Here is a 23,150-nt window from a genome sequence, read left to right on the forward strand (position 1 = left end):
TTTGGGGTGGGGTAGGGGGAACTGTAGCCGGGATGACGGACAGATTCACGACATCGGGTGGAGGAACGCCGGGTGCCCCCGCCGCGGGATGTCCGGGCTCATCTCGTAGGGCTGGAAGGACATCATCTCGGTGAGGATGGGCTCGAGCCTGTCCGCCACCTCTAGCATGGACGGCACCTCAGCGTCGGGGCCATGCAGGCGTCGCAGTTCGCGTCCCATGCTGGTGACGTCAGCATCGGAGATACCACAGGGAATGATGTTGTCGAACCCTGCGGTGTCGGGGTCGATGTTGAGGGCGAATCCGTGCATCGCCGTCTGACGAGAGACCCGGATACCGATGGCGCAGACCTTGCGCTCCGGTCCGACGCCGTCGGAGGGGAACCAGACTCCGGTGCGTCCGGGGACGCGACCGGCCTTCAACCCGTATTCGGCGACGAGGCGGATGATCGACTCCTCCACGCGACGTACGTAGTCCACGACACCGATGCCGCGCTGCAGGAAGACAATGGGGTATCCGACCAGCTGTCCCGGACCGTGCCAGGTGATCTCACCGCCACGGTCCACTGGGACGACAGGGGTGCCATCGAAGGGGTAGGCCTCGGGACGGGTCCGTCGCCCGGCGGTGTAGACGGGGTCGTGCTCGACGTAGATGACCGTGTTGGGACGCTGATGGCTGGAGACCTCGGCGTGGACCTCACGCTGGTGGGCCCAGCACTCGTTGTACTCGGTGCGTACCGGGGGGTTGTCCGCGATGCCCAGATACTCGAATTCCAAGCCAGCGGGATGGTCCACCCATCCCTTCGGGGCCACCCCGGCAATGACCTGGGGTGTGGTGGGCTGCGGGGTCGCCTGGGCTTCGTCGCGATCGCAGGAGTGATTCTGGGCGTCTGTCACGCTGACCCATGGTAGTCCGGACACGCGACGGGGTCCGGTGTGGAATTCCACACCGGACCCCGTCATGAGGTTCGAATCAGAACTCTCCGGCGAAGTCACCCTCCTCCAGGCGGGCCTTGATGCCCGACAGGAAGCGGGCCGCCACGGCACCGTCGATGAGGCGGTGATCGTAGGACAGCGACAGGTACATCATGTCGCGAATGGCCATGGTGTCCTCACCGAACTCGTTGGTGACGACGACCGGGCGCTTCACCAGGGCACCAGTGCCGAGGATGGCAACCTCGGGCTGATTGACGATCGGGGTGTCGAAGAGAGCACCGGCCGAACCGTAGTTGGTGATGGTGAAGGTGCCACCGGCCAGCTCATCGGGAGTGACCTTGTTGTCACGGGTGCGAGCAGCGAGGTCGCCGATCTGGTGAGCCAGTCCAGCGATGTTGAGGTCGCCGGCGTTCTTGATGACCGGAACCAGCAGGCCACGCGGGGTGTCGACGGCGATGCCGATGTTCTCGGAGGCGCCGTAGGTGATCGTCCCGGCCTCGGTGTCAATGTTCGCGTTGAACTTCGGGTTGGCCTTGAGAGCCTCGACGACAGCCTTAGTGATGAACGGCAGGTAGGACAGGCCGACTCCCTCGCGAGCCTTGAAGGCAGCCTTCTCGGCCTTGCGGATACGGGAGATGGCGGTCATGTCCACCTCGACGGTGGCAGTGAGCTGGGCGGACACCTGCAGGGACTCCACCATACGGGAGGCGATGACCTTGCGAAGACGGCTCATCTTCTCGGTGGTGCCACGCAGGGCGGCAGCCTCCGGAGAGACTTCCTGAGAGGCCTTGCGAGCCGAACCAGCGGGCTTCGGGGAGGCCGGAGCCGGAGTGGCGGAGGGAGCCGGAGCGGGGGCCGGGGCCTCCTCAGACTTGGCAGCGGCCAGCACGTCCTGTTTGCGGATGCGACCACCGACACCGGTTCCGGTGATGGTGGACAGGTCCACGTTGTTCTCCTTGGCCAGCTTGCGGACCAGCGGGGTGACGTAGACGTCGGAGGACGGGTTGGTGGCGCGCGGGGCGACCTCGTTGGTGCCAGTCGGCATCGGGGCCTCAGGGGGCTTCGGGGCAGCCGGGGCGGGGGCCGGGGCCTTCTCGGCCTTGCTCTTCACCGGCTCGGGCTCGGCCTTCTCGGCGGGCTCAGCCTTGGGCTCGGTGGGCTCAGGAGCCGACTCGGCGGTGGAGGGGTCGCCGATGATGGCCAGCACGGCGCCGACCTCGGCGTCTTCGTCCTCGGGGACCTTGATCTCGAGCAGGGTGCCGGAGGCGGGGGAGGGGACTTCGGTGTCGACCTTGTCGGTGGACACCTCGAGTAGGGGCTCGTCAGCCTCGACGGTGTCTCCGACGGCCTTGAGCCAGCGGGACACGGTGCCTTCGGTGACGGACTCGCCCAGGGCCGGCAGGGTGACCTCAACACCCTTGGCCGTACCACCAGTAGCCGGAGCAGGCTTCTCCTCGGCGGGGGGTTCGGGCTCAGGCTCCGGCTCGGGGGTCTCGTCATTTCCGCTGGTGGCCTCAGTTGGGGCGGAACCGGACTCGGAGGAGTCGCCGATGATGGCCAGCACGGCGCCGACCTCGGCGTCTTCGTCCTCGGGGACCTTGATCTCGAGCAGGGTGCCGGAGGCGGGGGAGGGGACTTCGGTGTCGACCTTGTCGGTGGACACCTCGAGTAGGGGCTCGTCAGCCTCGACGGTGTCTCCGACGGCCTTGAGCCAGCGGGACACGGTGCCTTCGGTGACGGACTCGCCCAGGGCGGGAAGAGTGACTTCGGTCGACATGTGTTGGAGCTCCTTTGCAAGCCGCGACGGATTCGTTGCAAGCCTAGCCGGACTATGGGCAAATGTGCAGTTGGTCCCATTTCTGAAGTCAGAAAAATCTCATCCGAACGTGGCGGAGGGCAGGGTCCGTGGACCCTGCCCTCCCGACGATCGAGTTGATCAGTCAGCCAGATTGGCGGCGAGCTGTACCAAGGTGCGCACTCCGAATCCGGTTCCCTGGATCGGGGTGTAGTCGTGCGGCGTGGCGTTGTTGTAGGCCGGGCCGGCGATGTCGAGATGGGCCCAGTCGATTCCAGGGGTCACGAAGCTCTGCAGGAAGGCGGCGGCGAGCATCGCCCCACCCTCACGACCACCGGAGGACTTGACGTCGGCGACGTCAGAGTGCAGGTGCTCGCGGACCTCGTCCGTGATGGGAAGTTCCCAGAAGTCCTCGCCGGCGGCCTCGGAGGCGTCCAGCAGGGTGTCGGCAGCCTGTGCGCCGGAGGTCATGACTCCGGCAGTGTGGTTGCCGAGGGCGACCATGCAGGCGCCGGTGAGGGTGGAGATGTCGACGAGGTAGTCCGGTTCGTCCTCACAGGCACGAGCCAGGCCGTCAGCCATGACGATGCGGCCCTCGGCGTCGGAGTTGCCGTTCTCGACGGTCTTGCCGCCATACATGGTGACCACGTCGGAAGGGCGCCATGCCGATCCGGACGGCATGTTCTCAGCCATGCAGCCGTAGGCGATGACGCGGACGTTGAGGCCCAGACGCGCGACCGCGCCCACGGTGGCGAGCACCGCGGCAGCACCACCCATGTCGCACTTCATGGTGTACATGCCGGCGGCGGTCTTGATGTCGAGGCCGCCGGAGTCGAAGGTGATGCCCTTGCCCACCAGGGCCAGGGTGGTGGTGGCGCCCTCCGGGGCGTACTCGACGCGGACCAGACGCGGGGAACGGGCCGAGCCGCCGCCGACGGCCAGGATGCCCCCGAATCCGCCACGGACGAGAGCCTTCTCGTCGAGAACCTCGACGTTGACGTCCTTGAGGTCCTTGCACCACGACTGCACCGAGGCGGCGAAGGTCTTCGGGTAGAGCAGGTTGGCCGGGGCATCCACCCAGTCACGAGCGGTGTAGACGGCATCGGCGAGGATCCGGGCCTTGTCGAGCTCGGGCTTGGCGCCACGAGCATTGGAGACGATGGTCACCGTGGAGACCTCAGGGACATCCGGGTTCGCGGTGACGACAGGCACCTTGTAACAACCGAGCAGGGCACCCTCGGCAGCGATACGAACCTGCTCAGCGGAGCCGGTTCCCATGTCGACGGCGACCTTGAGGCTGGTTCCGTGCGACAGGGCCGCGGCAGCACGGGCGCCGGCGCCGGCAGCCTTGCGTAGGGCCTCGCCGTCAAATCCTTCAGCTCCGCAGCCGACCAGGACGAGGCTGTTCCCGGACCAGGGCAGCACCGCGGTGGACCCAAGCTCCGTCGAGCCGCCAGCGCGAATGGCAACCTCGGCCAGCGAAGCGCCGAAGGTCTCCTCGGCCTCCTTCACAGCTCGCGGTGCAAGCCCCTGGACGACGGGGCCCTGGGAGCTCTCGACCAGACCGGCAATCACGACGTCGGCGCCGTTGGCATTGCGGGAGACCTTGAGATCGGGACGCGGACGGATGGGTAGCTCGGTGCTCTTGGCCACGAGGATTCCTCTCATTCGGGGGTCGGTTCAGGATGGGCCCGGTCAGACTCGGGCCGACGCCTCGTCTGAAGCCTAGTCGAGGTGCGTCGAGCGCGGGACGGTGCGGTACGAATGACACGCCGTTATGGTGTGCTCGTGAACTCAACCACCCCGGCCAACCAGGACACGGCGCCTTCTCGTCGTGCCAGCCATCCCACGTTGCGGATGGCCTTGGACATCGTCACCGTCATGGCCGGAATTGCCCTGCTTGTGTGGGGCATCGTCGTGATGGCCTCGCCGACGATCTCGTGTCGTGGCGTCGAGATGCATCCGGGAGACACCTGCCACAAGGCCACCTACACCGCCACCCGCACGGACACGGTGCAGACATACGAGCAACGACGTCAGTCCATTGCCCAGTCTCGCCCCACGGTCACAGGTCTTGGGGTTGCAGTAACGGCTTTCGGGGTCGTGATGAGCTGGCAGACCGTCAAGGCCCGTCGCTGGGATCACTCCTCGGACAGCCCCATCGGGCCGTAGACGACGTCCTCGTCCTGCATGAGGGTGACCTCGTCGACACCGGCATCCTGCAGTTCGGGCCAGGTCTCGGAAAGCCATGCCTCGGCTTCCTCCTGAGATTCGAACTGCTGGCCAGCACCGATCTCGCCGAGGTGTTCAGCTCCCTTGACGGTGACGCGAGACTGTTTGAAAACCCACGAGTAACTCATACCTACAAGACAACCACGCCCGTGCCACGGAAGGGACACGGACGTGGCAACGACGCAGAGTTTGGTCTGGAGATCAGTGTCAGTGGATCTTTTCACCACGCTCGATGCGCGGTTCCGGGTTGCGCCACCGGCGCACGGTCATCGCCCGGTTGTTGAGGTACGCCCACAGACCGCGCAGAGGAGCATTGGGGTAGCGGGCACGGATACCCTTCTTGGCCCCATGCCACAGTCGCCAGGAGTCGACCAGCCACAACAGCATGACCATCAGCATGCCCAAGGACATGGCGTTGATGGCGCCGACCGCGGTGGGGGCGATGAAAAGCATGGCCAACCAGATCACCATGACGGCCAGGAAGATCGGCATGATGAACTCGCTGAACGTCCAGCGCGAGTCGACGTAATCGCGGATGTAACCGCGCTCGGGTCGTCGTTCGGCAGCCTCCATGGCGGCGGCCTGACGCTCTCGCTTGGCCAGACGCTCGCGCTTTCGGGCTTCCTTCTTGCTCAGGGTCGGGTTGAGGCGCTCACGGCGGGCAGCCTCGGCCTTGGCGCGGGTCGGGGTCGGACCCTTCTTCGCGATGTGGCGGGGCTTGGGCTGTGCCGCGGGCGTTGACTGCGCAGCTGCGCGGTGTTCCTTGGCGGCGCCGTTGCCCTTGTTAGCGTGACGCCTCTTCTCGGGCTGCTTCTCCTGTCCGGTGTTCGCCGCATCAGAGGTGGGCCTTGGAGCAGCGGTGGCCGAGGACGGGGAGGACTCGGTGCTGGGCACCGGCTCTGCCGTGACGGTCTCGTCCGTCGATTCGGCCTTCTTGTTGTCTCCCTGCTCGTAGGGGCGGAACAGTCCCACGATCCATCCTCTTTTTGTGTCGTACTCGTGTCCGCGGTGGCCAGTTCCAGCCGGGGCGACCCTGTCTGGGCTGAGAAGATTGTACGGGTATTGCTCTGGGTTGTTGTTGCGCGGTCCCGTACTCTGATGGTCAGGCAACCGCAATGCTGACGACTTCCCGGAGTCATCAAGCACCGAAGGGGAAGGATACGACTCCACCTATGGCTGGCATATTTGCACGACTTTCGACGGTTTTCCGTTCCAAGGCGAACAAGGCCCTCGACAAGGTTGAGGACCCGCGCGAAACCCTCGACTACTCCTACCAGCGTCAGCTCGACATGTTGCAAAAGGTGCGCAGGGGCGTTGCCGACGTCGCCACGAGCCGCAAGCGAGTCGAGTTGCAGATGAACCAGCTGCAGGCCGACGTCGACAAGATGCAGAATGCGGCTGCTCGCGCCCTCGAGCAGGGCCGCGAGGATCTGGCTCGCGAGGCACTGACCCGCAAGGCCACCCTGCAGGCCCAGCTCAACGACCTGCAGACTCAGCACGCCACCTTGCAGGCTGAGGAGGAGAAGCTCATCCGCGGTTCCCAGCGTCTCCAGGCTCGTGTGGATGCCTTCCGCACGAGGAAGGAGACCGTCAAGGCCACCTACTCGGCGGCTGAGGCTCAGACTCGTATCAATGAGGCCTTCACCGGTCTGAACGAGGAGATGGGCGACATCGGCATGGCGATCACGCGTGCCGAGGACAAGACCATGGAGCTTCAGGCCCGTGCAGGAGCCGTTGACGAACTCATGGCCAGTGGAGCCATCGAGGATCCCACCCGTAGCTATGGCGACGACATCACTCGCGAGCTCGACAACCTTGCCAGTGACCATTCCATCGACGCCGAGCTGTCCGCCCTTAAGGCGCAGCTGGATACCGGCCACGACAATTCCACTCCGGAGCTCGAGTCCGGTTCCGGTACGGGGATGAATCCGGAAACCGGATCGCGTGCTGTGCGACGTCAGGAGGGCCAGTCATGATCATTCGTATCGTTGGTGAGGGCCAGTGGCAGGTGCCCGACACCGAGATGAACCATCTCAACCGGATCGATTCCCGCGTCGAGCACGCCATCGAGACCACCTCGCAGAGTGAGCTCACCGAGGCCCTCTCTGAGCTGGTGACGACCGTCCGCACGATAGGTACCCCGATCGCCGACGACAACATTGTCGACTCGGACCTCATCGTCCCCGACGTCTCGGCGACGATCGAGGAGGTCTCGGTCTGGCTCTCGGAAAACCCTGCCGGAGACGGTCTCATTCCTGGCTGACAGAGGTGAAGCATCCCTGTTCCGCTGCGCGCTTAATCGGCACAGTTCGATGTCGACGGTGCGCTGCGGATACAGTGGACGACGCGACGGGACGACATACCCGCCCGATCCACCAGGATCGAACACCCGGGTCATCCCCCGGGACCGTCCATCACACGTTCTTGGAGTCCACATGACCGACACCGTCAACGCCCCCACCACCGATGGAATCGTCCTCACCGATGCCGCTGCGGCCAAGGTGAAGTCCTTGCTCGATCAGGAGGGACGCGACGACCTCGCCTTGCGTCTGGCCGTGCAACCCGGCGGTTGCTCGGGTCTGCGTTACCAGCTCTTCTTCGACGAGCGCCACCTCGACGGTGACGTCGTCAAGACCTACGGCGGGGTCAATGTGGTCACCGACCGAATGAGCGCTCCCTACCTCGCCGGTGCCACGATCGACTTCATGGACACCATCGAGAAGCAGGGTTTCACCATCGACAACCCCAACGCGACCAGCACTTGCGCTTGTGGGGATTCCTTCCACTGAGCCGATTCTGACTACCGGGATCACTTCCCCGACAGACCTTCTGGGGTCATTGAGGCGTTTCGTCCGTCCGACTGGGCGGACGAGGCGCCTCGTTTTCGCTATTGTTCGGTGTGACAGACACAACAGTCACCTGTCCCCGCCGTCGGGTCGGGGCGGGCTTGCAATGTGGAAGGGTGAGCCGTGGGACGCAGACTCAGCTGGCGACACGACCTAGACCGGGACGTGCCCCGAAGTGGCAGCGGTGTTGCCGGGAAGGTCGGTGGTGCCTGTGCGGCGACGGTTGCGGTACTGGCACTGAGCGGCTGCGGCGACACCGGACCTGGGCGTGCAGCTCGTCTCGGTCTCGTTGATCCGGCGTCCGACCGTGCCGCGCACATGGGAAGCATGTGGATCGGTGCATGGGTCGCGGCGCTCGTCATCGGCGTGTTCGTGTGGGGCCTCATCGGATACGCAGCCTTCAAGTTCCGTCGTAAGGACGGAGATCCGGTGATTCCACGGCAGTCGCGGTACCACCTTCCGCTTGAGGTGCTGTACACCATCGTTCCGTTCCTCGTCATCGGCGTGCTGTTCTTCTACACCGTCCGTACTGAGAACAAGGTGCTCGAGAAGGATCCCGAGCCTCAGCACGTCGTCAACGTCGTCGGACAGAAGTGGTCCTGGACGTTCAACTACATGGAACAGAAGAACCCGGATGTCGACGGTGCCGTCACCCATGAGGTGGGCACCATCGAGAAGATCCCGGATCTCTACCTTCCCGTGAACGAGTCGGTGCGCTTCCACCTCAATTCCGCCGATGTCATCCACTCCTTCTGGGTGCCGGCCTTCTACTTCAAGATGGACGTCATCCCAGGTCATCCCAACCAGTTCGACCTCACCCCGACGAAGATCGGCGTTTACGACGGCAAGTGCGCCGAGTTGTGTGGTACCTACCACGCCAACATGATCTTCAAGGTGCACGTGGTGTCGGTCGAGGACTACAACAAGCACCTCCGGCAGCTCAAGGCTCAGGGCGACACCGGTGAGGTCAAGCCTCCGAACTCCGTCGCCGCCCTCACCACCGCCGAATCGAAGGAGGGGGAGAAGAAGTGACCAGCGCATCTATCGCCCAGCGAACCGCGGTGCGTCCTGCAGTGACACGCGAGGAGCGTCGCAAGACGAGCTTCGGCGCTCTCGTCTGGGATTACATGACGACCACTGACCACAAGAAGATCGGACGGCTGTACTTCGGCACGTCGCTGTTCTTCTTCGCCTTTGGTGGCATTCTCGCCCTGCTCATCCGAGCCGAGCTGGCCTATCCCGGCATGCAGTTCATGCACCAGGAGACCTTCAACCAGCTCTTCACGATGCACGGCACGATCATGCTGTTGATGTTCGCCACCCCGCTGTTCTCCGGGTTCGCGAACTTCTTCATGCCTCTCCAGATCGGTGCCCCCGACGTTGCCTTCCCTCGTATCAACCAGTTCGCGTACTGGCTGTACCTCTTCGGCTCGCTGATGGCCTGTGGCGGCTTCATCACCCCCGGCGGCGCTGCCAGCTTCGGTTGGTTCGCCTACGCCCCGCTCTCGGACGCCATCAACTCCCCGGGAGTCGGCGGTGATCTGTGGGTTATGGGCCTGTACCTGCTGGGCCTGTCATCCATCCTGGGTGCCGTCAACTTCGTGACGACGATCATCCTCATGCGTACTCCGGGTATGACGATGTTCCGGATGCCGATCTTCTCCTGGAACATTCTCATCACCTCGATCATGATCCTGGTCGTCTTCCCGGTGCTGTCCGCCGGTCTGCTCGTCCTCGAGGCTGACCGAGCTCTGGGAGCCCACATCTTCGATGCTGCGAATGGCGGACCGATCCTGTGGCAGCACCTCTTCTGGTTCTTCGGACACCCTGAGGTTTACGTCATCGCCCTGCCGTTCTTCGGCATCATCACCGAGGTGCTCCCGGTCTTCAGTCGCAAGCCGGTGTTCGGTTATGTCGGTCTGGTGTTCGCCACCCTGGCCATCGGCGGTCTGTCGGTGTCCGTGTGGGCCCACCACATGTTCGTGACCGGTGCGGTCTCCCTGCCGTTCTTCTCCTTCATGACCTTCACCATCGCCGTTCCTACGGGCGTGAAGTTCTTCAACTGGATCGGCACGATGTGGGGCGGGTCGTTGAGTTTCGACACACCGATGCTCTTCGCCATCGGCTTCCTGACGACCTTCCTCTTCGGTGGTCTGACCGGCGTCATGCTCGCCAGCCCGCCGATGGACTTCAACGTCTCAGACACTTACTTCGTGGTGGCCCACTTCCACTACGTGCTGTTCGGCACCGTGGTGTTCGCGATGTTCGCCGGCTTCTACTACTGGTGGCCGAAGATCACCGGGCACATGCTCAACGAGACCTGGGGCAAGATTCACTTCTGGACCCTCTTCGTCGGATTCCACACCACCTTCCTCGTCCAGCACTGGCTCGGTGTAGAGGGCATGCAGCGTCGTATCGCTGACTATGGCTCCTGGGAGGGCTTCACCCTCCTGAACCAGGTGTCGACCTTCGGTGCCTTCCTGCTGGCCATCTCGATGCTGCCGTTCGCCTGGAACGTCTGGATCACCCGTCATGACCCGAACATCGAGGTCGATGATCCGTGGGGTTGGGGCCGTACCCTCGAGTGGGCCACCTCGTGTCCGCCGCCTGCCCACAACTTCACCAAGATGATTCGCGTTCGTTCCACTTCCCCGGCCTTTGACATCAACCATCCGGAGGCCGCCCTGGCTACCGAGACCGAGGAAGCTAACCCGCGTGAACTCGTCCACTCCGGCAAGGAGGATGCCTGATGAAACCGGAACGTTGGGTCTTCGGCGGGCTTGGTCTGTTCTACCTCGTCGTCACCCCGATCTACTGGTTCACCGCCCATGAGGTCGCCGGCACCTGGGTGCTGGGGCTGTCGGGGGCCATGGCCCTGATGGTGTTCTTCTACGTCCAGGTCGTCGCCAAGAAGATCAACCCGCGTCCCTCCGATGAGAAGGATGCTGAGGTGATCGACGGAGCTGGACCAGTGGGATTCTTCCCGCCGCAGAGCATCTGGCCCTTCTGGTGTGCTCTTGTCGTGGCAATCATGTGCCTCGGTCCGGTCTTCGGGTGGTGGATCTCACTGCTCGGTCTGGGCATCGGCATCTGGGCTGCTTCGGGTTGGGCATTCGAGTACTACCGCGGGGACTACCAGCACTGACCGCGTCTCACCGACAATGTGAAGGCCGGGACCGTCATGATGACGGTCCCGGCCTTTTCTGTTTTTTCGTCGGAGGATACTGCTGCGTGGTCCTGGCTCAGATGGCCTCTGCAATGGGCTGAGAACCGTCACGGAAGCGAATGAACCGGCCAACCGTGGTCTCGTCGTCCAGACAAGCCAGAGCCGCCTGAGCGACGGCCTCACGGGACACAGTGGCGTCCTTGTAGTCCTCGCCCTCCTCCAACACATGGATGCCGGTGGCGGGATCGTGGCTGAGGGTCACCGGGCCGAGGATCGTCCATTGAACCGTCGAGCGCATGGTGTGGCGGTCGGCATCGGCCTTTGCGTCGGCATAGGGGAAGAAGTCGTTGTCGGAGGGGACACCGTGGTCGGGGCTTCCGCACCACGAGATGAGCACGAACCGCGGTCCGTGGGGGGAACGCGCAATGGCGTCGACGAGGTGCTTGCAGGCATCGCGATCGACGGCGTAGGTGTCCTCGGGGCTGCCCTTACCACCGGCCCCGGCCGACCACACCACGGCGTCATGGCTGTTGACGAGGTCGTCCCACTGGGAAGGCCGCAAGGAGGTCACATCAGCGACGATGGGATTGCCGCCCCACTTGACGACGTCAGCAGCCTGGTCCTCACGCCGAATGACGGAATCGACGTGGCGTCCCTTCTCGGTGGCGTGCTGAGTGAAGTGCTTGGCCACGTGCCCGTGGCCACCAATGATGAGGATTCGATCTGCTGTCATGTCACTCACCCTAGAACCGACCGAGGTCGGCAAGGGTGAGTGACGTGGACAGTTCGCCAGCAGCTCAGGTCCAACTGCGCTGCAGAGGACGTCCCTCCTCGTACCCCGAGGGGGACTGCACGCCGATGACGGCCTTCTCGTGGAACTCCTCGAGGTTGGCTGCGCCGGCGTAGGTGCAGGAGGATCGCACTCCGGAGGTGATGAAGTCGACGAGGTCCTCAACTCCAGGACGCTGGGGGTCCAGGTACATCTTCGACTGGGAGATCCCTTCCTCGAACAGGGCAGCGCGGGCCCTCTCGAAGGCGCTGCGCTGGCGGGTGCGGTGACGCACTGCCCGGGCCGAGGCCATTCCGAAGGACTCCTTGTACAGGAGGCCATCGTGATCGACGAGCATAGCTCCGGTGGACTCGTGGGTGCCGGCGAACCACGAGCCGATCATGACCGATCCGGCTCCGGCCGCCAGGGCGAGGGCGACGTCACGGGGGTGACGGACGCCTCCATCAGCCCAGATGGCCCCGTCGGCCTCGGTTGCTGCCTCAGCGCACTCCAGAACCGCGGAGAACTGAGGACGCCCGACGCCGGTCTGCATACGGGTGGTGCACATGGCGCCCGGCCCAACACCGACCTTGATGATGTCCGCCCCGGCCTCCAGCAGGTCCAGGGTGCCGCGCCGGGTGACGATGTTGCCAGCCACGATAGGGATACGGCGTCCGGTTTTCTCCTGGAAGGCGGTGCGAACCTCGTCTGCCACGCCAATGGCCCGGATCATGGGGTCCTGGTGGCCGTGAGCGGTGTCCATGACGAGGACGTCGGAACCGGAGTCCAGAGCGCTACGAGCGCGACCGGCGACGTCGCCGTTGATGCCGATGGCAGTGCCGATCATGAGGTGACCGTCGGGATCGACGGCAGGGCGGTAGATCTCGGTGCGCAGCGCGCCACGGGACGTCATGATGCCGACGAGGACGCCGGTCTCGTCGACGGCCACAGCGACCTTCTGGTGACGCTCTGCGAGGGCCTGGAAGACGTCGTCCGGACTGGCGTCAGGGCCGACCAGGGTGAGGTCGGTGGTCATGACCTCATGGCACTGGGCGAAGCGGTCGACGCCCTCCGCCTCGGCAGGGGAGACCAGTCCGACCGGGCGATGGTCCTCGATGACGAGGACGACGCCGTGGGCGCGCTTGTTGAGCAGACTCATGGCCTCGCCGACGGTCGTCGTGGGATTGACGGTGACCGGGGTGTCGAAGCGGGTGTGGGCACCCTTGACCCGACGTATGGACCTCGCGACGAAGTCAGCGGGGATGTCCTGGGGCAGGATGGCGATGCCGCCGCGGCGGGCGATCGTCTCGGCCATCCGTCGTCCGGAGATCGCGGTCATGTTGGCCACGACGAGGGGCAGGGGAGTGCCTAGCCCGTCGGTCGACGTCAGATCGACATTCATCCGAGATCCGACCGAGGAACGGTTCGGGGCCATGAAGACGTCGTTGTACGTCAGGTCGTAGTTCGGCTGCTCGTTGAGAAAACGCACGTCCTTATTCTCCCACGTCGTCATTCTCCAGTCATGTCCTGACGGGTCGCGGCACACTGGTGTCGTGAGCTCGATCATCGATGACGTATTGGCCGCGGTGGAAGCCCTGCCGCCGAGAACGGTGGTGTCCTACTCCGACCTTGCCGAGCTCGTCGGAACCTCCCCACGACGGGTCGGCACGATCATGGCCGGTCACGGTCATGAGGTGGAGTGGTGGCGAGTCACCAACGTGCGTGGGACCTTGCCCGATCACCTCATGGAAGAGGCTCGCCGTCACTGGGACGACGAAGGGTTGGGTGGAGGAGTCGATATGCTGCGCGCCCATGCCCCCGATCCGCAGGAGTGGGAGCTCAACTGGCAGAGATTGCGCATCCAGGCATGACGAAGGCCCCTCGGTTGAGGGGCCTTCGTACGGGTTCAGAAGGGATCAGTTGGTGATCTCGGCATTACCCGCGGAGTGACCGGAACCGATCTCGGTGTGGTGGCGAGCGGCCTCCAACTCCTCACGGGTGACCTTGGGAACGTTGTCACCGAGGAACCACTTCATCCAGCGAGCGCGCTTCTTACTGACGCGACGGCCACGGTCGTCAATGGAGCCAGCGGTGAGGACTGGGTAGGTCTTCTGCTGGGTAAGGGTCCAGGCCTCCTCCTCGCTCACCGGCACGTGAGCCTCGTGGAAGGCGCCCTCGGGCTCGCGGATGATCTCACCCGAGGGCGACCCGTGCAGCAGGCGCTGACGGTCAGCACGCTGCAGGGACACGCAGATCCGCTTGGTGATCTGGTAGGTGATGATCGGGACGATGAAGATCGCACCACGCATGAAGTACGTGATCGAGTTCAGCGACAGGTGGAAGTGGGTGGCGATGATGTCGTTAGCACCCGACAACCAGAACATGGCGTAGCAGCTCATGGCAGCGACACCGAGGGCGGTACGCGTCGGGACGTTGCGCGGACGGTCGAGCAGGTGATGCTCCGATTCGTCACCGGTGATCCACTTCTCGACGAAGGGCCATGCCACCAAGAGGGTGAACAGCACACCCATGAGGCACACACCGGGCAGGAAGATGTTCCAGCTCCAAGTGGTGTGACCGATGTGCCACTCCCAGTTCGGTGTGATACGGACAGCACCCTCGAGCCAACCCATGTACCAGTCAGGCTGGGATCCAGCGGTGACCTCGCCCGGGTTGTAGGGGCCGAACTTCCAGACCGGGTTGATCTGCATGAAGGTGCCCATGAGGGTCAGGACGCCGAAGACCACGAAGAAGAAGCCACCGGCCTTGGCGGCATACACCGGGAACAGCGGGTAGCCCACGACGTTCTTCTCCGTCCGTCCGGGGCCCGGGTACTGGGTGTGCTTGTGGTACACGACCAGGGCGAGGTGCGCGGCCACCAGGCCCAGCAGCAGGGCCGGGATCAACAGGATGTGCACCATGTAGAGACGGGGCACGATCGCGGTGCCGGGGAACTCGCCGTTGAAGACGAAGAACTCAACCCACGTGCCCACCAGCGGGATGGCACGCATCAGACCGTCGGCGAAGCGGAGACCGGTGCCCGAGAGCAGGTCGTCAGGCAGCGAGTATCCGGCGAAGCCCTCAACCATGGCCAGCATGAAGAGCCCCAGGCCGATCAGCCAGTTGATCTCACGAGGCTTGCGGAAGGCACCCGTGAAGAAGATGCGCAGCATGTGGACGGTGGCTGCTGCCACGAAGAGGATGGCTGCCCAGTGGTGGATCTGGCGGACCAGTAGGCCACCACGCACCTCGAAGGAGAGGTCCAGAGTGGAGGCGAACGCCTCCGACATGGGCGTTCCCTTGAGCAACTGGTACGGACCGTTGTAGTCGACCTCGGCCATCGACGGCTTGAACCAGATGGTGAGGAAGACACCCGTGAGCAGTAGGACGACGAAGGAGTAGAGAGCAATCTCGCCCAGCAGGAAGGACCAGTGGTCAGGGAAGACCTTGCGCAGGTTCTCCTTGCCCATTTTGGCAAGACCCAAACGGTCGTCGTGCCAGTTGACGATCCGCATCCCGCGGCCCGAGGGCTTGTCGTCAGCCGTCGCAGTGCGCAGGGTGGGTGATTCCTCGGCGATGCCAGTTGGCCGGGCCATCAGTTGTCACCCTTCTTGTAGTCGTGACGAGAATCTCGTTCGAAGTAGGACGGGCCCACCGGAACGGTGAAGTCGCTGCGAGCGACCAGGTAACCCTTGTCGTCGACGGTGATGGGCAGCTGCGGCAGTGAGCGTCCGGCAGGACCGAAGACGACGACACCGGAGTCACCGAGATCGAAGGTCGACTGGTGGCAGGGGCACAGCAGATGGTGGGTCTGCTGCTCCCACAGGTTGACGGGGCAACCGACGTGGGTGCAGATCTTGGAATAGGACAGGATGCCGCCGACCTGCCAGTCCTTGCGGGACTCGGGGATCTTGATGGAATCAGGATCCATCCTGACGATGAGGATGGCGGCTTTGGCCTTCTGACGCTGGAACTCAGCGCCCTCGAGATCCTTGAGGTTCTCGGGCTCCGCGTTGACCAGCTGGCCGATCTCGAGGTCGGAGGCCTTGATCGGCTGGAAGGTGATGTCGTTGACGAGTCGGACGCCCTCGGCCCAGATGGTGCGCTCGATGGTGGCGCGACGCATTCCGGGGCCGGGCTTCGGGCCGAGGTCAGCAAGGGTGACGATGGCCGGGACAGCCATGATGCCGATGGCACCGCCAAGGGCGCTGCCGATGAGCTTGCGTCGGGAGAGCCCGGACTGCTCGGCGCCGATGCGCCACTGCTTGGCGAACTCCTCGCGATCAGCGGTATCGGAATTGACCGGGTGCCGCTCCTGAACGATCTCCTCGTCGCCCATGACCTGCTTGGCCCAGTGGATGCAGGCGATGCCGATGAACAGCACCGCGAGGCCGGCACACAGACCCAGCGCGAAGGTCGAGGCGTTCATGTGGAGCGGCCCGATCTCGATGGTGGCGTCGCGGGGGATCGCGAAGTAGAAGACGACGAAGGCGATGGCGAGAACGGGGACCAGTCCCAGCAGGGTGATCACCTGGAGGTAGGCCCGGTTTCCGGCCTTCGGATTGGCGTCGGTGTACCGCTCGACGTGGGGCTCGACGCCCGGGTTCTCGACCGGCAGGTCGTTGCGTTCGGTGTACTTGTCGCTCACTTCGCGCGAGCCCCCTTCCGTGCCAGCCATCCGGCGACCAGGATGAGGCCGCCAATGCCGATGATCCAACCGAACAAGCCCTCAGTGACCGGGCCGATGCCGCCGAGGGCGAATCCGCCGTTGTTGGGCTCAGAATGTGCGGTCTGGAGGTAGCCAATGATCTCTCGGGCGTCCTGGTCGGTGATGACCGACTTGGAGAACACCGGCATCTGCTGCGGGCCGGTGCGCATGGCCTCGTAGATGTGCTTGTCGGACGTCTTCATAAGGGAAGGCGCGTAGGCACCTTCCGGGAGCGCTCCACCGCGTCCCTCGATGTTGTGGCAGGCTGAGCAGTTGGTCTTGAACAGCTCAGCGCCCCGAGCCAGTTCCCCAGCACTCAATCCCGAGGTGTTGAGAGTCTGGGAGGAGGGGACCTCCGGGCCGGGGGTCAGAGAGGCGACGTAGGCGCCGACCGAAGCGATTTCCTCATCGGTGAACTTCGTGCTCTTGGAAGGGGCCTGAGCCTCGGGGCGAGCCATCGGCATGCGGCCGGTGCCCATCTGGAAGTCAACGGCAGCCGCGCCGACACCGGCCAAGGACGGACCCTGGGTGGTTCCCTCGCCGTTGAGGCCATGACAGGAGGAGCAGTTCTGCTGGAAGATCTCCTTGCCCTGGGCCGTCTGGGTCGACGCATTGGCGTCAGCCTGCCCAGAAGCCGCGGGGCTGACGAAGGCGTACACACACCCCACCAGCACCAAGGCCAGGAGCAGCAGCACGGGTTTGGCTGCCCGGCTGTGCCGTTTCGTGGAGAGGAATCTCATCACCACAGTCACCTTTCTCGGGTTGGGGGGTCAGCGCACGATGTAGATCACCGAGAACAGGATGATCCACACGACGTCAACGAAGTGCCAGTAGTAGGAAACGACCATTGCCGTGACCGCCTGCTCGTGGGTGAACCGACGAGCCATGTAGGTGCGGGCAAGGGTGAACAGGAACAGGACCAGGCCGCCGGTCACGTGCAGGCCGTGGAAGCCGGTTGCCAGGAAGAAGGCCGAGAAGTAGACGCTCGAGGAGATGGTGTGACCCTCGCCGATGAGGGTGATGTACTCCGCGACCTGTCCAGCGATGAACACCGCGCCCATGATGAAGGTCAGGGTGTACCACTCGCGCATGCCCCAGGAGGTGATGGCGCCGAGGCCCTTGGTCCGCTTGACCTGGCCATGCTCCGCGGCGTGAACACCCATCTGACAGGTCACCGACGACAGCACCAGGATAAGGGTGTTGATGGCGGCGGCACCGACGGCCAGGTGACCGGATTCGGTCTGCCAGAGGGTCTGCTGCCCAGCCGTTGCCAAGTCGCTCGTCGTCTGGCGAATCATGAAGTAGGCCGCGAAGAGAGCGGCGAAGAACATGAGCTCGCTCGCCAGCCACACCCAGACACCCATGGGTAGGGCATCGGGACGACCCGCCGGCGCGTTGAGCCGCGTCGGCGCGATCGGATGGATGGCGCCCGTCGGTCTTTGTGAAGTCTGCGCTGAAGTGGCCACGGCCTCATTATGGCCGGAAATGTGTCATTGGTCATGTCGTTTCGCCGTTCCAGTTCGATCCGAGGTTGACTCTCTGGGGCCAGATGGCAAAATGCAGCGCTTTGTCCGAAGGTGTGATACCGGTCGTCTCAGTAGTCAGGATGGTCTCAGACCCAATGAGGCGCCGTAGGCTGTAGCATCACCCGTGTTGCATCCGGCCTGCTGGTGGCCGGCAGCTCAGTCAGTCCCACACAGTCGAGGGAAAGGGCCGCTCATGGGTGACAAGCACGGGGAGCCGTCGGGGGCTCTCAAGATTCTCGTTTACTCCGATGATCGTACTGTTCGTGAGCAGATGAAGGTCGCGTTGAGCGGGACGATCGCCTCGGACCTTCCGCGTGCCGAGGTCATCGAGACAGCTACCCAGGCCTCGGTCGTCGATGCCATGAGCAGCGGTCACTATGACGTCCTGGTTGCTGACGGCGAATCGACTCCGTACGGCGGGATGGGGGTGTGCCATCAGCTCAAGGATGAGGTTGAGGATTGCCCCCCGGTCGTCCTCCTGGTGGCTCGCATCGCCGATGCGTGGTTGGCGTCCTGGTCCCGTGCTGACGCCGTCGCCACCCATCCTGTCGATCCGGTGGCCCTGCCCCAGACGGTGGCGTCAGTGGTTCGTGTTTCCCGTGGCGAGGCTGCGAAGCCTGCCGCACAGACCATCTGACTCGAAGGAGTTTCATGTCCGAGGATCGCATCGACGAGTTCACCTGGGCTGACCTGCTGACCGATCTCGTTGCGAGGCGCGACATGGATCGTGGCACCGCTGCCGCGGCGATGGAGAGGGTCCTGTCCGGAGAACTGACTCCAGTACAGGTTGCGGGCTTCGCAGTGGCACTGCGGGCCAAGGGTGAAACCGCCGATGAGATCGCAGGCATGGCGGAGGGGATGATTTCCCAGGCCACACCGGTGGAATTGGATCGCGATGCCGTTGACATCGTCGGTACCGGTGGCGACCGCGCCAATACTGTCAACATCTCGACGATGGCGGCCCTCGTTGCCGCTGGCGCCGGGGCCAAGGTCGTCAAGCACGGCAATCGCGCTGCCAGCTCTGCCTGCGGAACGGCAGACTGCTTGGAGGCTCTCGGCGTTGGAGTCGACATTGATCCGGAGCGCCAGGCGGATGTTCTTGACGAGGTGGGCCTGACCTTCCTCTTCGCCCCGCGCTACCACGCTTCCTTGCGTCACGCCGCTCCGGCCCGCAAGGAGCTCGGCATCCAGACCACCTTCAACCTCCTCGGCCCGCTGACGAACCCGGCCCGCCCGCATGCTGCGGCGATCGGTATCGCAGATGATGCCATGGCTCCGCTGGTCGCCGACGCCTTGGCGGCGCGAGGCACTCGCGGACTGGTCTTCCATGGCGAGGATGGTCTCGATGAGCTGACGACCACGACGACGTCGCAGGTCTGGGTTATCTCCGACGGCAAGGTTGTCGAGACCGAGATTGATCCGGCCGCCTTGGGCTTGACTCCGGCTGCTCCGGCTGACCTGGTGGGTGGGGACCCGCAGTTCAACGCTGGAGTCGTTCGCAAGGTCTTGGCGGGGGAGCACGGCCCGGTGCGCGACATCGTCCTGCTGAACGCGGCGGCAGCCTTGCTGGCCCATGACGGGCCGACGATCGACGAGGAGCTCGTCCCGCAGCTGGCTCAGGAGCTGGAACGTGCTGTCCAGTCCATTGATTCCGGGGCTGCCAGTGGTCGCCTCGATCGCTGGATCGCTGTTACCTCAGACTGATTGCAAGCGCTACCCATGGCCCGGCCCACAAGGCCGGGCCGTATGCAAATGCTGATCCCCATGGTGAGGGTCGGCATCGGCGGATGAGTGTCGTCACGATCGCCATTACCGCTCCCAGCACGGTTGAGGCAAGCAAAGTCGTCATGCCAGCCTGGAAGACGTCTGGGTGAGGGGCAAGGGCGCCCGTGGTCGCACCGAGAAACCCCGTCCCGGCTGACAGCCTGACGTCCCCATACCCAAGGGAGGAGCTCAGCCGCCACATCAGCCAGAAGAAACCTGTTGATACTGCTGCCACGGCAACGCATCCGGCCAGGGCTGGTAAGTGCGGTGGTCCCGTGATAGCCATACCTGCGACGAGTGCGACTGCTGATTCGGCGACACATCGACGCCACAACTTCACCGGCAGGAAAGTGGTTGCTTGATCGACGGCTGCCAGGGTCGCGACCGATCCGGACCAGACCCACCAGGGTCCCCAACTCCACCGTGGAGCAAGGGTTGAGGAAAATCCACATACCGCGGCTGTTGCGATGACGATAAGGGTCCGGGCCGGTGTGGCCAGGGAGTCATATCGCGGTTTGATGGCCAGGATCTCGTCACCCACCACCTCGACAGTTGGTTCTGCCAGCCGGGGGACGGTGATGAGAAGATGCCACAGCGCGAGCCCGCAGGAGATTGCAATCCCGATGACGGCCCACATGAGGATGGCTCACAAGGATGTGATGGGCTCGGGGGTGGCGATCAGGCCACGGGCCTCGCATGCCGCTCGACCCCGAAGTCGCGTCATCTCGGTGCACACGTCTTCCTCTCCGTCGAGGAGGGCCTGAGCCTGGGGGATCGTCACGTCGAGCATGGCGGCGATGTCCTCGACGTCACAACCAGTTTTCCGAAGGGCGAGAGCCCTGGTCCGGGTACTTCCGGCTGGTACGACCCTTTCGCGTGCTGCCTCGACATCATCGACACTGACCGTGAGGATACGCATGGCATCGATGACGCGAATCCGTTGCAGGGGCCGGTCACCCTGCCCGGCGAGCCGTCGGACGGTCTGGCTGGGGACGTGCGCGAGGAGGGCGATGACTCGCCATGGGATGCGACATTCGTGAACGAGGGAACGGACGTGGAGGGAGAAGTAGCGGGCGTCGACCCATGCTGTCGACGCTGCCGAGGACTGTAGATCGGGTCCAATCATGTGACAGGCCTTTCTGTCGGTGGTGTGCCCCGAGGGACGTTGAACACTCATCTAATGGGCATAAGTGCCACCGCAGAAGCCCAATGTGACATCAAAACTATGTTGTTACATGACTGTTACATTGCGGGCCATGCAACGACACTGGATTACACAAATGGGAATCGGGTACGTGAGTGGAGCCGTTTCACCTCCGCGAAACGTTCGATACACACGACGACGGGGCCCGTCGAGTGACGAGCCCCGTCGAAATCGTGGAATGAGAACTCAGCGCTGGGCCTTGGTAAACCCGGCAGCCTGGGCGGCCTCCTCAGTGGCGAACCACACGTCGGCGATGGTGCGGTCGTAACCGCCGGAACCGGGGACATGGTACTTCATCGAGCGGTCATTGCCCTTGATGACGTAGCCTTCCGGCGGGTTCTCACCGACGTACGAGGTGGCCTTAGGCTCCTCGTCCTTCTTGCTCTCCTCGGGAGCCTTGGTGGCGCCGTCCTTGGTGGTCGTCTCAGAGCGAGCGCCCTCGTCGACGAAGATGGTGGTCTCAGCGGTCGTCTCGGGAGCAGCGGCTGCGGGACCACCCTCGTCAGCCATGGCGGCGACGGGGTCGGCCGGAACTGACTTGTCCTTCTTCTTCGGCTCGGGCTTGGCAACCGGCTTGGAACCGTGGCTGGCCTCAGCCTTCTCGGCAGACTTGTCCTGAGACTTCTCCTCGGCCTTGGAGGCCGGCTTCGGAGCGGGCTTGTCAGCCATCTCATCCTTGTCTCCTGGAGTCCAGGAGTAGGTGACCTTGGGCTCATGGGCAGTCCAGCCATCGTCGGAGGAGCTCATGAAGCGCCGGCTGGCGACGACGGCAGCAGCTGAGATTCCGCCGAGAATGGCGAGGGTGCCGAGCACCTTGCCGAACTTGCCGCGGCGCTTGGCCTTCTTGACCGACTTCGTCTCGATGCCAGCCTTGGCGGCCAGCTCAGTCGACTCGCCCTTGAGGGCGGAGACGGCGGCCTGTCCGCGACGGGTGGCCTCCTCGACGGCGGGCAGGGCAGTGACCTTCTCGGCACGCTCCTCGAGTCCGGGAAGGATGTCCTTCTGGAAGGTGTCATAAGCCTGGTGGAGAGTCGGGACAACCTTCTCCTGGGCGTACTCCTTCGAGACGTCAAGGGCCTTCTTGCCAGCCTCGACGGCCTGGTCGGAAATGGGTCCGAGCTTCTCCGAGATGGGGCCAATCTTGTCCGAGAGCTGGTCGGTCAGCGGCCCGATCTTGTCATTGACCTGCGAGGCCAGCGGAGCAGCCTTGTCCTGGGCGGCTGTGAGGTATGCGGCGGCGATCTCCAGCGCCTGTGCACGCTGCTCCTTGAGCGTGCTGGGGCTGCTTGCGGCGGCGGTCTTGCGGGAAGCCTTCTTCTTGCAGGACACGGTTCCTCCAATTCGTATGGGATAAAGCTCGTGATCGAGCACTCCCCACGGTATCCATCAAATAGCCCTCAGACCAGGGAACCGCAGTTCCTGGTGTTCACCGGAGAGTCAATTCCGGTCAGTCCAGTGTGAGACTCAGTAGTCTGGGATCGACCACATCGTTTCTCATAGGAAGGCAGGCAGGTGGCCTCTACCGCGACTCTGCACACCAACCACGGCGACATCGTCCTCAATCTCTTTGCCGATCAGGCTCCCAAGACCGTCGAGAATTTCGTCGGCCTGGCTGGCGGCACCAAGGAGTATGTCGACCCGCACACTGGTCAGCCGACCACTGGCAAGTTCTACGACGGCTTGACCTTCCACCGTGTCATCGACGGGTTCATGATCCAGGGCGGTTGCCCCCTCGGTACCGGAACTGGCGGCCCCGGCTACCAGTTCGCTGACGAGTTCCACCCCGAGCTCGTCTTCTCCAAGCCCTACTTGCTGGCCATGGCCAATGCAGGGCCGGGCACCAACGGTTCCCAGTTTTTCATCACCGTCGCCCCGACCCCGCACCTGAACCGTCGTCACACCATCTTCGGTGAGGTTGCGAACGAGGAGTCCCGCAAGGTCGTTGACGAGATCGCTCAGGTTCGTACTGGCCGTATGGATCGTCCGGTCGAGCCGGTCGTCATCGAGAGCGTCGAGCTGTCCTGACGCCTAGTGCCCTGGTCCCCGCGGGCTTGTTCGCGAGAACCAGGGTGCCTGCCCCGAGGTGGCCGCACCTCGGGGCATTTCCACCACTGTCGCCTTTCCCCGTCATCGACGGCTTTGGACCGGAGGAGATTCATGCCTGACCGATGGAGTGAGCACCCCGTCCGCCCCGCCCCGGCACTGTG

The 23,150-nt window shown here is 64.0% G+C and carries 24 protein-coding genes and 1 pseudogene; 11 read left to right on the forward strand and 14 right to left on the reverse strand.

The genetic code is table 11. The features are described 5' to 3' along the window. Positions 1-45: 45 nt before the first annotated feature. The 3 genes from lipB to ACP8ML_RS03705 all read right to left on the reverse strand — a co-directional run bounded on the left by lipB (position 46) and on the right by ACP8ML_RS03705 (position 4,396). Complete coding sequence (gene lipB, locus ACP8ML_RS03695) at positions 46-810, reverse strand: lipoyl(octanoyl) transferase LipB (protein WP_171048596.1); 765 nt, start codon at positions 808-810, stop codon at positions 46-48. Positions 811-970: 160 nt separating this feature from the next. Further along, positions 971-2,710, reverse strand: coding sequence for a 2-oxoglutarate dehydrogenase, E2 component, dihydrolipoamide succinyltransferase (sucB, locus tag ACP8ML_RS03700; protein ID WP_117189313.1), 1,740 nt, complete (start codon positions 2,708-2,710; stop codon positions 971-973). Positions 2,711-2,869: 159 nt separating this feature from the next. After that, positions 2,870-4,396: a leucyl aminopeptidase gene (locus tag ACP8ML_RS03705; RefSeq protein ID WP_065673605.1), complete on the reverse strand. Its 1,527-nt coding sequence runs from the start codon at positions 4,394-4,396 to the stop codon at positions 2,870-2,872. On the opposite strand from ACP8ML_RS03705, the pseudogene ACP8ML_RS03710 reads away from it, so the two are divergent. Then, positions 4,356-4,900 (forward strand): annotated as a pseudogene (locus ACP8ML_RS03710) (hypothetical protein). The gene ACP8ML_RS03705 and the pseudogene ACP8ML_RS03710 overlap by 41 nt on opposite strands. Here the strand turns inward: ACP8ML_RS03710 and ACP8ML_RS03715 are convergent. Both ACP8ML_RS03715 and ACP8ML_RS03720 read right to left on the reverse strand, forming a co-directional pair. Continuing rightward, positions 4,870-5,088: a hypothetical protein gene (locus ACP8ML_RS03715; RefSeq protein ID WP_004811869.1), complete on the reverse strand. Its 219-nt coding sequence runs from the start codon at positions 5,086-5,088 to the stop codon at positions 4,870-4,872. The pseudogene ACP8ML_RS03710 and the gene ACP8ML_RS03715 sit on opposite strands and share 31 nt — an antisense overlap. 79 nt (positions 5,089-5,167) lie before the next feature. After that, complete coding sequence (locus tag ACP8ML_RS03720) at positions 5,168-5,932, reverse strand: DUF3043 domain-containing protein (protein ID WP_065673607.1); 765 nt, start codon at positions 5,930-5,932, stop codon at positions 5,168-5,170. Between the two features lie 200 nt (positions 5,933-6,132). On the opposite strand from ACP8ML_RS03720, the gene ACP8ML_RS03725 reads away from it, so the two are divergent. The 6 genes from ACP8ML_RS03725 to ACP8ML_RS03750 all read left to right on the forward strand — a co-directional run bounded on the left by ACP8ML_RS03725 (position 6,133) and on the right by ACP8ML_RS03750 (position 10,951). Beyond that, a complete protein-coding gene (locus ACP8ML_RS03725) occupies positions 6,133-6,936 on the forward strand; it encodes a PspA/IM30 family protein (protein ID WP_036975854.1) in 804 nt (267 codons plus the stop codon). After that, entirely contained in the window at positions 6,933-7,223 is a 291-nt protein-coding gene (pspAA, locus tag ACP8ML_RS03730) for a PspA-associated protein PspAA (protein WP_004811866.1), read from the forward strand. Before ACP8ML_RS03725 ends, pspAA begins: the two co-directional genes overlap by 4 nt. Positions 7,224-7,395: 172 nt before the next feature. After that, a complete protein-coding gene (gene erpA, locus ACP8ML_RS03735) occupies positions 7,396-7,749 on the forward strand; it encodes an iron-sulfur cluster insertion protein ErpA (protein ID WP_004811865.1) in 354 nt (117 codons plus the stop codon). Positions 7,750-7,929: 180 nt separating this feature from the next. After that, complete coding sequence (gene ctaC, locus ACP8ML_RS03740; protein ID WP_429830895.1) at positions 7,930-8,838, forward strand: aa3-type cytochrome oxidase subunit II; 909 nt, start codon at positions 7,930-7,932, stop codon at positions 8,836-8,838. Next, positions 8,835-10,556, forward strand: a complete 1,722-nt coding sequence (ctaD, locus tag ACP8ML_RS03745) for an aa3-type cytochrome oxidase subunit I (RefSeq protein ID WP_117189311.1) — start codon at positions 8,835-8,837, stop codon at positions 10,554-10,556. Before ctaC ends, ctaD begins: the two co-directional genes overlap by 4 nt. Further along, entirely contained in the window at positions 10,556-10,951 is a 396-nt protein-coding gene (locus ACP8ML_RS03750) for a cytochrome c oxidase subunit 4 (protein ID WP_004811862.1), read from the forward strand. The genes ctaD and ACP8ML_RS03750 overlap by 1 nt, the downstream gene beginning before the upstream one ends. 97 nt (positions 10,952-11,048) lie before the next feature. Here ACP8ML_RS03750 and ACP8ML_RS03755 read toward each other — a convergent pair whose 3' ends face one another. Further along, positions 11,049-11,705 (reverse strand): NAD(P)H-binding protein, encoded by a 657-nt coding sequence (locus tag ACP8ML_RS03755; protein WP_117189310.1) that lies wholly within the window; start codon positions 11,703-11,705, stop codon positions 11,049-11,051. Between the two features lie 64 nt (positions 11,706-11,769). Then, positions 11,770-13,254 carry a GuaB1 family IMP dehydrogenase-related protein gene (locus ACP8ML_RS03760; protein ID WP_117189309.1) on the reverse strand — a complete coding sequence of 495 codons (1,485 nt, stop codon included), beginning with the start codon at positions 13,252-13,254 and terminating at the stop codon, positions 11,770-11,772. 40 nt (positions 13,255-13,294) lie between these two features. Between ACP8ML_RS03760 and ACP8ML_RS03765 the strand changes: the two genes are divergently transcribed. Continuing rightward, a complete protein-coding gene (locus tag ACP8ML_RS03765) occupies positions 13,295-13,612 on the forward strand; it encodes an MGMT family protein (RefSeq protein WP_016667272.1) in 318 nt (105 codons plus the stop codon). 45 nt (positions 13,613-13,657) lie between these two features. On the opposite strand, the gene qcrB is transcribed toward ACP8ML_RS03765, so the two are convergent. Genes qcrB through ctaE form a run of 4 tightly spaced genes read right to left on the reverse strand, consistent with a single transcriptional unit; the run spans position 13,658 to position 17,915 of the window. After that, on the reverse strand, positions 13,658-15,337 hold the full coding sequence (gene qcrB / locus ACP8ML_RS03770) for a cytochrome bc1 complex cytochrome b subunit (protein WP_065673611.1): 1,680 nt from the start codon (positions 15,335-15,337) through the stop codon (positions 13,658-13,660). After that, positions 15,337-16,419, reverse strand: a complete 1,083-nt coding sequence (gene qcrA, locus ACP8ML_RS03775) for a cytochrome bc1 complex Rieske iron-sulfur subunit (RefSeq protein ID WP_036910312.1) — start codon at positions 16,417-16,419, stop codon at positions 15,337-15,339. The genes qcrB and qcrA overlap by 1 nt, the downstream gene beginning before the upstream one ends. Then, entirely contained in the window at positions 16,386-17,189 is an 804-nt protein-coding gene (gene qcrC, locus ACP8ML_RS03780) for a cytochrome bc1 complex diheme cytochrome c subunit (protein ID WP_065673612.1), read from the reverse strand. Before qcrC ends, qcrA begins: the two co-directional genes overlap by 34 nt. A 30-nt stretch (positions 17,190-17,219) precedes the next feature. Continuing rightward, entirely contained in the window at positions 17,220-17,915 is a 696-nt protein-coding gene (ctaE, locus tag ACP8ML_RS03785; RefSeq protein WP_429830894.1) for an aa3-type cytochrome oxidase subunit III, read from the reverse strand. Positions 17,916-18,168: 253 nt separating this feature from the next. Here ctaE and ACP8ML_RS03790 point away from each other — a divergent pair, with 253 nt between their 5' ends. Both ACP8ML_RS03790 and trpD read left to right on the forward strand, forming a co-directional pair. After that, the gene (locus tag ACP8ML_RS03790) at positions 18,169-18,612 is read left to right on the forward strand and encodes a response regulator transcription factor (RefSeq protein ID WP_117189307.1); all 444 of its coding nucleotides are present in this window, start codon (positions 18,169-18,171) and stop codon (positions 18,610-18,612) included. A 14-nt stretch (positions 18,613-18,626) separates the two neighbouring features. Further along, positions 18,627-19,679, forward strand: a complete 1,053-nt coding sequence (gene trpD, locus ACP8ML_RS03795) for an anthranilate phosphoribosyltransferase (RefSeq protein WP_117189306.1) — start codon at positions 18,627-18,629, stop codon at positions 19,677-19,679. On the opposite strand, the gene ACP8ML_RS03800 is transcribed toward trpD, so the two are convergent. The 3 genes from ACP8ML_RS03800 to ACP8ML_RS03810 all read right to left on the reverse strand — a co-directional run bounded on the left by ACP8ML_RS03800 (position 19,666) and on the right by ACP8ML_RS03810 (position 22,272). Beyond that, positions 19,666-20,376 (reverse strand): A24 family peptidase, encoded by a 711-nt coding sequence (locus tag ACP8ML_RS03800; RefSeq protein ID WP_016667279.1) that lies wholly within the window; start codon positions 20,374-20,376, stop codon positions 19,666-19,668. The genes trpD and ACP8ML_RS03800 overlap by 14 nt on opposite strands. 9 nt (positions 20,377-20,385) lie before the next feature. After that, on the reverse strand, positions 20,386-20,865 hold the full coding sequence (locus ACP8ML_RS03805) for a hypothetical protein (protein WP_065673615.1): 480 nt from the start codon (positions 20,863-20,865) through the stop codon (positions 20,386-20,388). Between the two features lie 264 nt (positions 20,866-21,129). Next, complete coding sequence (locus ACP8ML_RS03810) at positions 21,130-22,272, reverse strand: sunset domain-containing protein (protein ID WP_117189305.1); 1,143 nt, start codon at positions 22,270-22,272, stop codon at positions 21,130-21,132. A gap of 183 nt (positions 22,273-22,455) precedes the next feature. On the opposite strand from ACP8ML_RS03810, the gene ACP8ML_RS03815 reads away from it, so the two are divergent. After that, a complete protein-coding gene (locus ACP8ML_RS03815) occupies positions 22,456-22,968 on the forward strand; it encodes a peptidylprolyl isomerase (RefSeq protein ID WP_016667282.1) in 513 nt (170 codons plus the stop codon). Positions 22,969-23,150: the final 182 nt, after the last annotated feature.

This window comes from Cutibacterium sp. LaCa_255, from assembly GCF_057458005.1.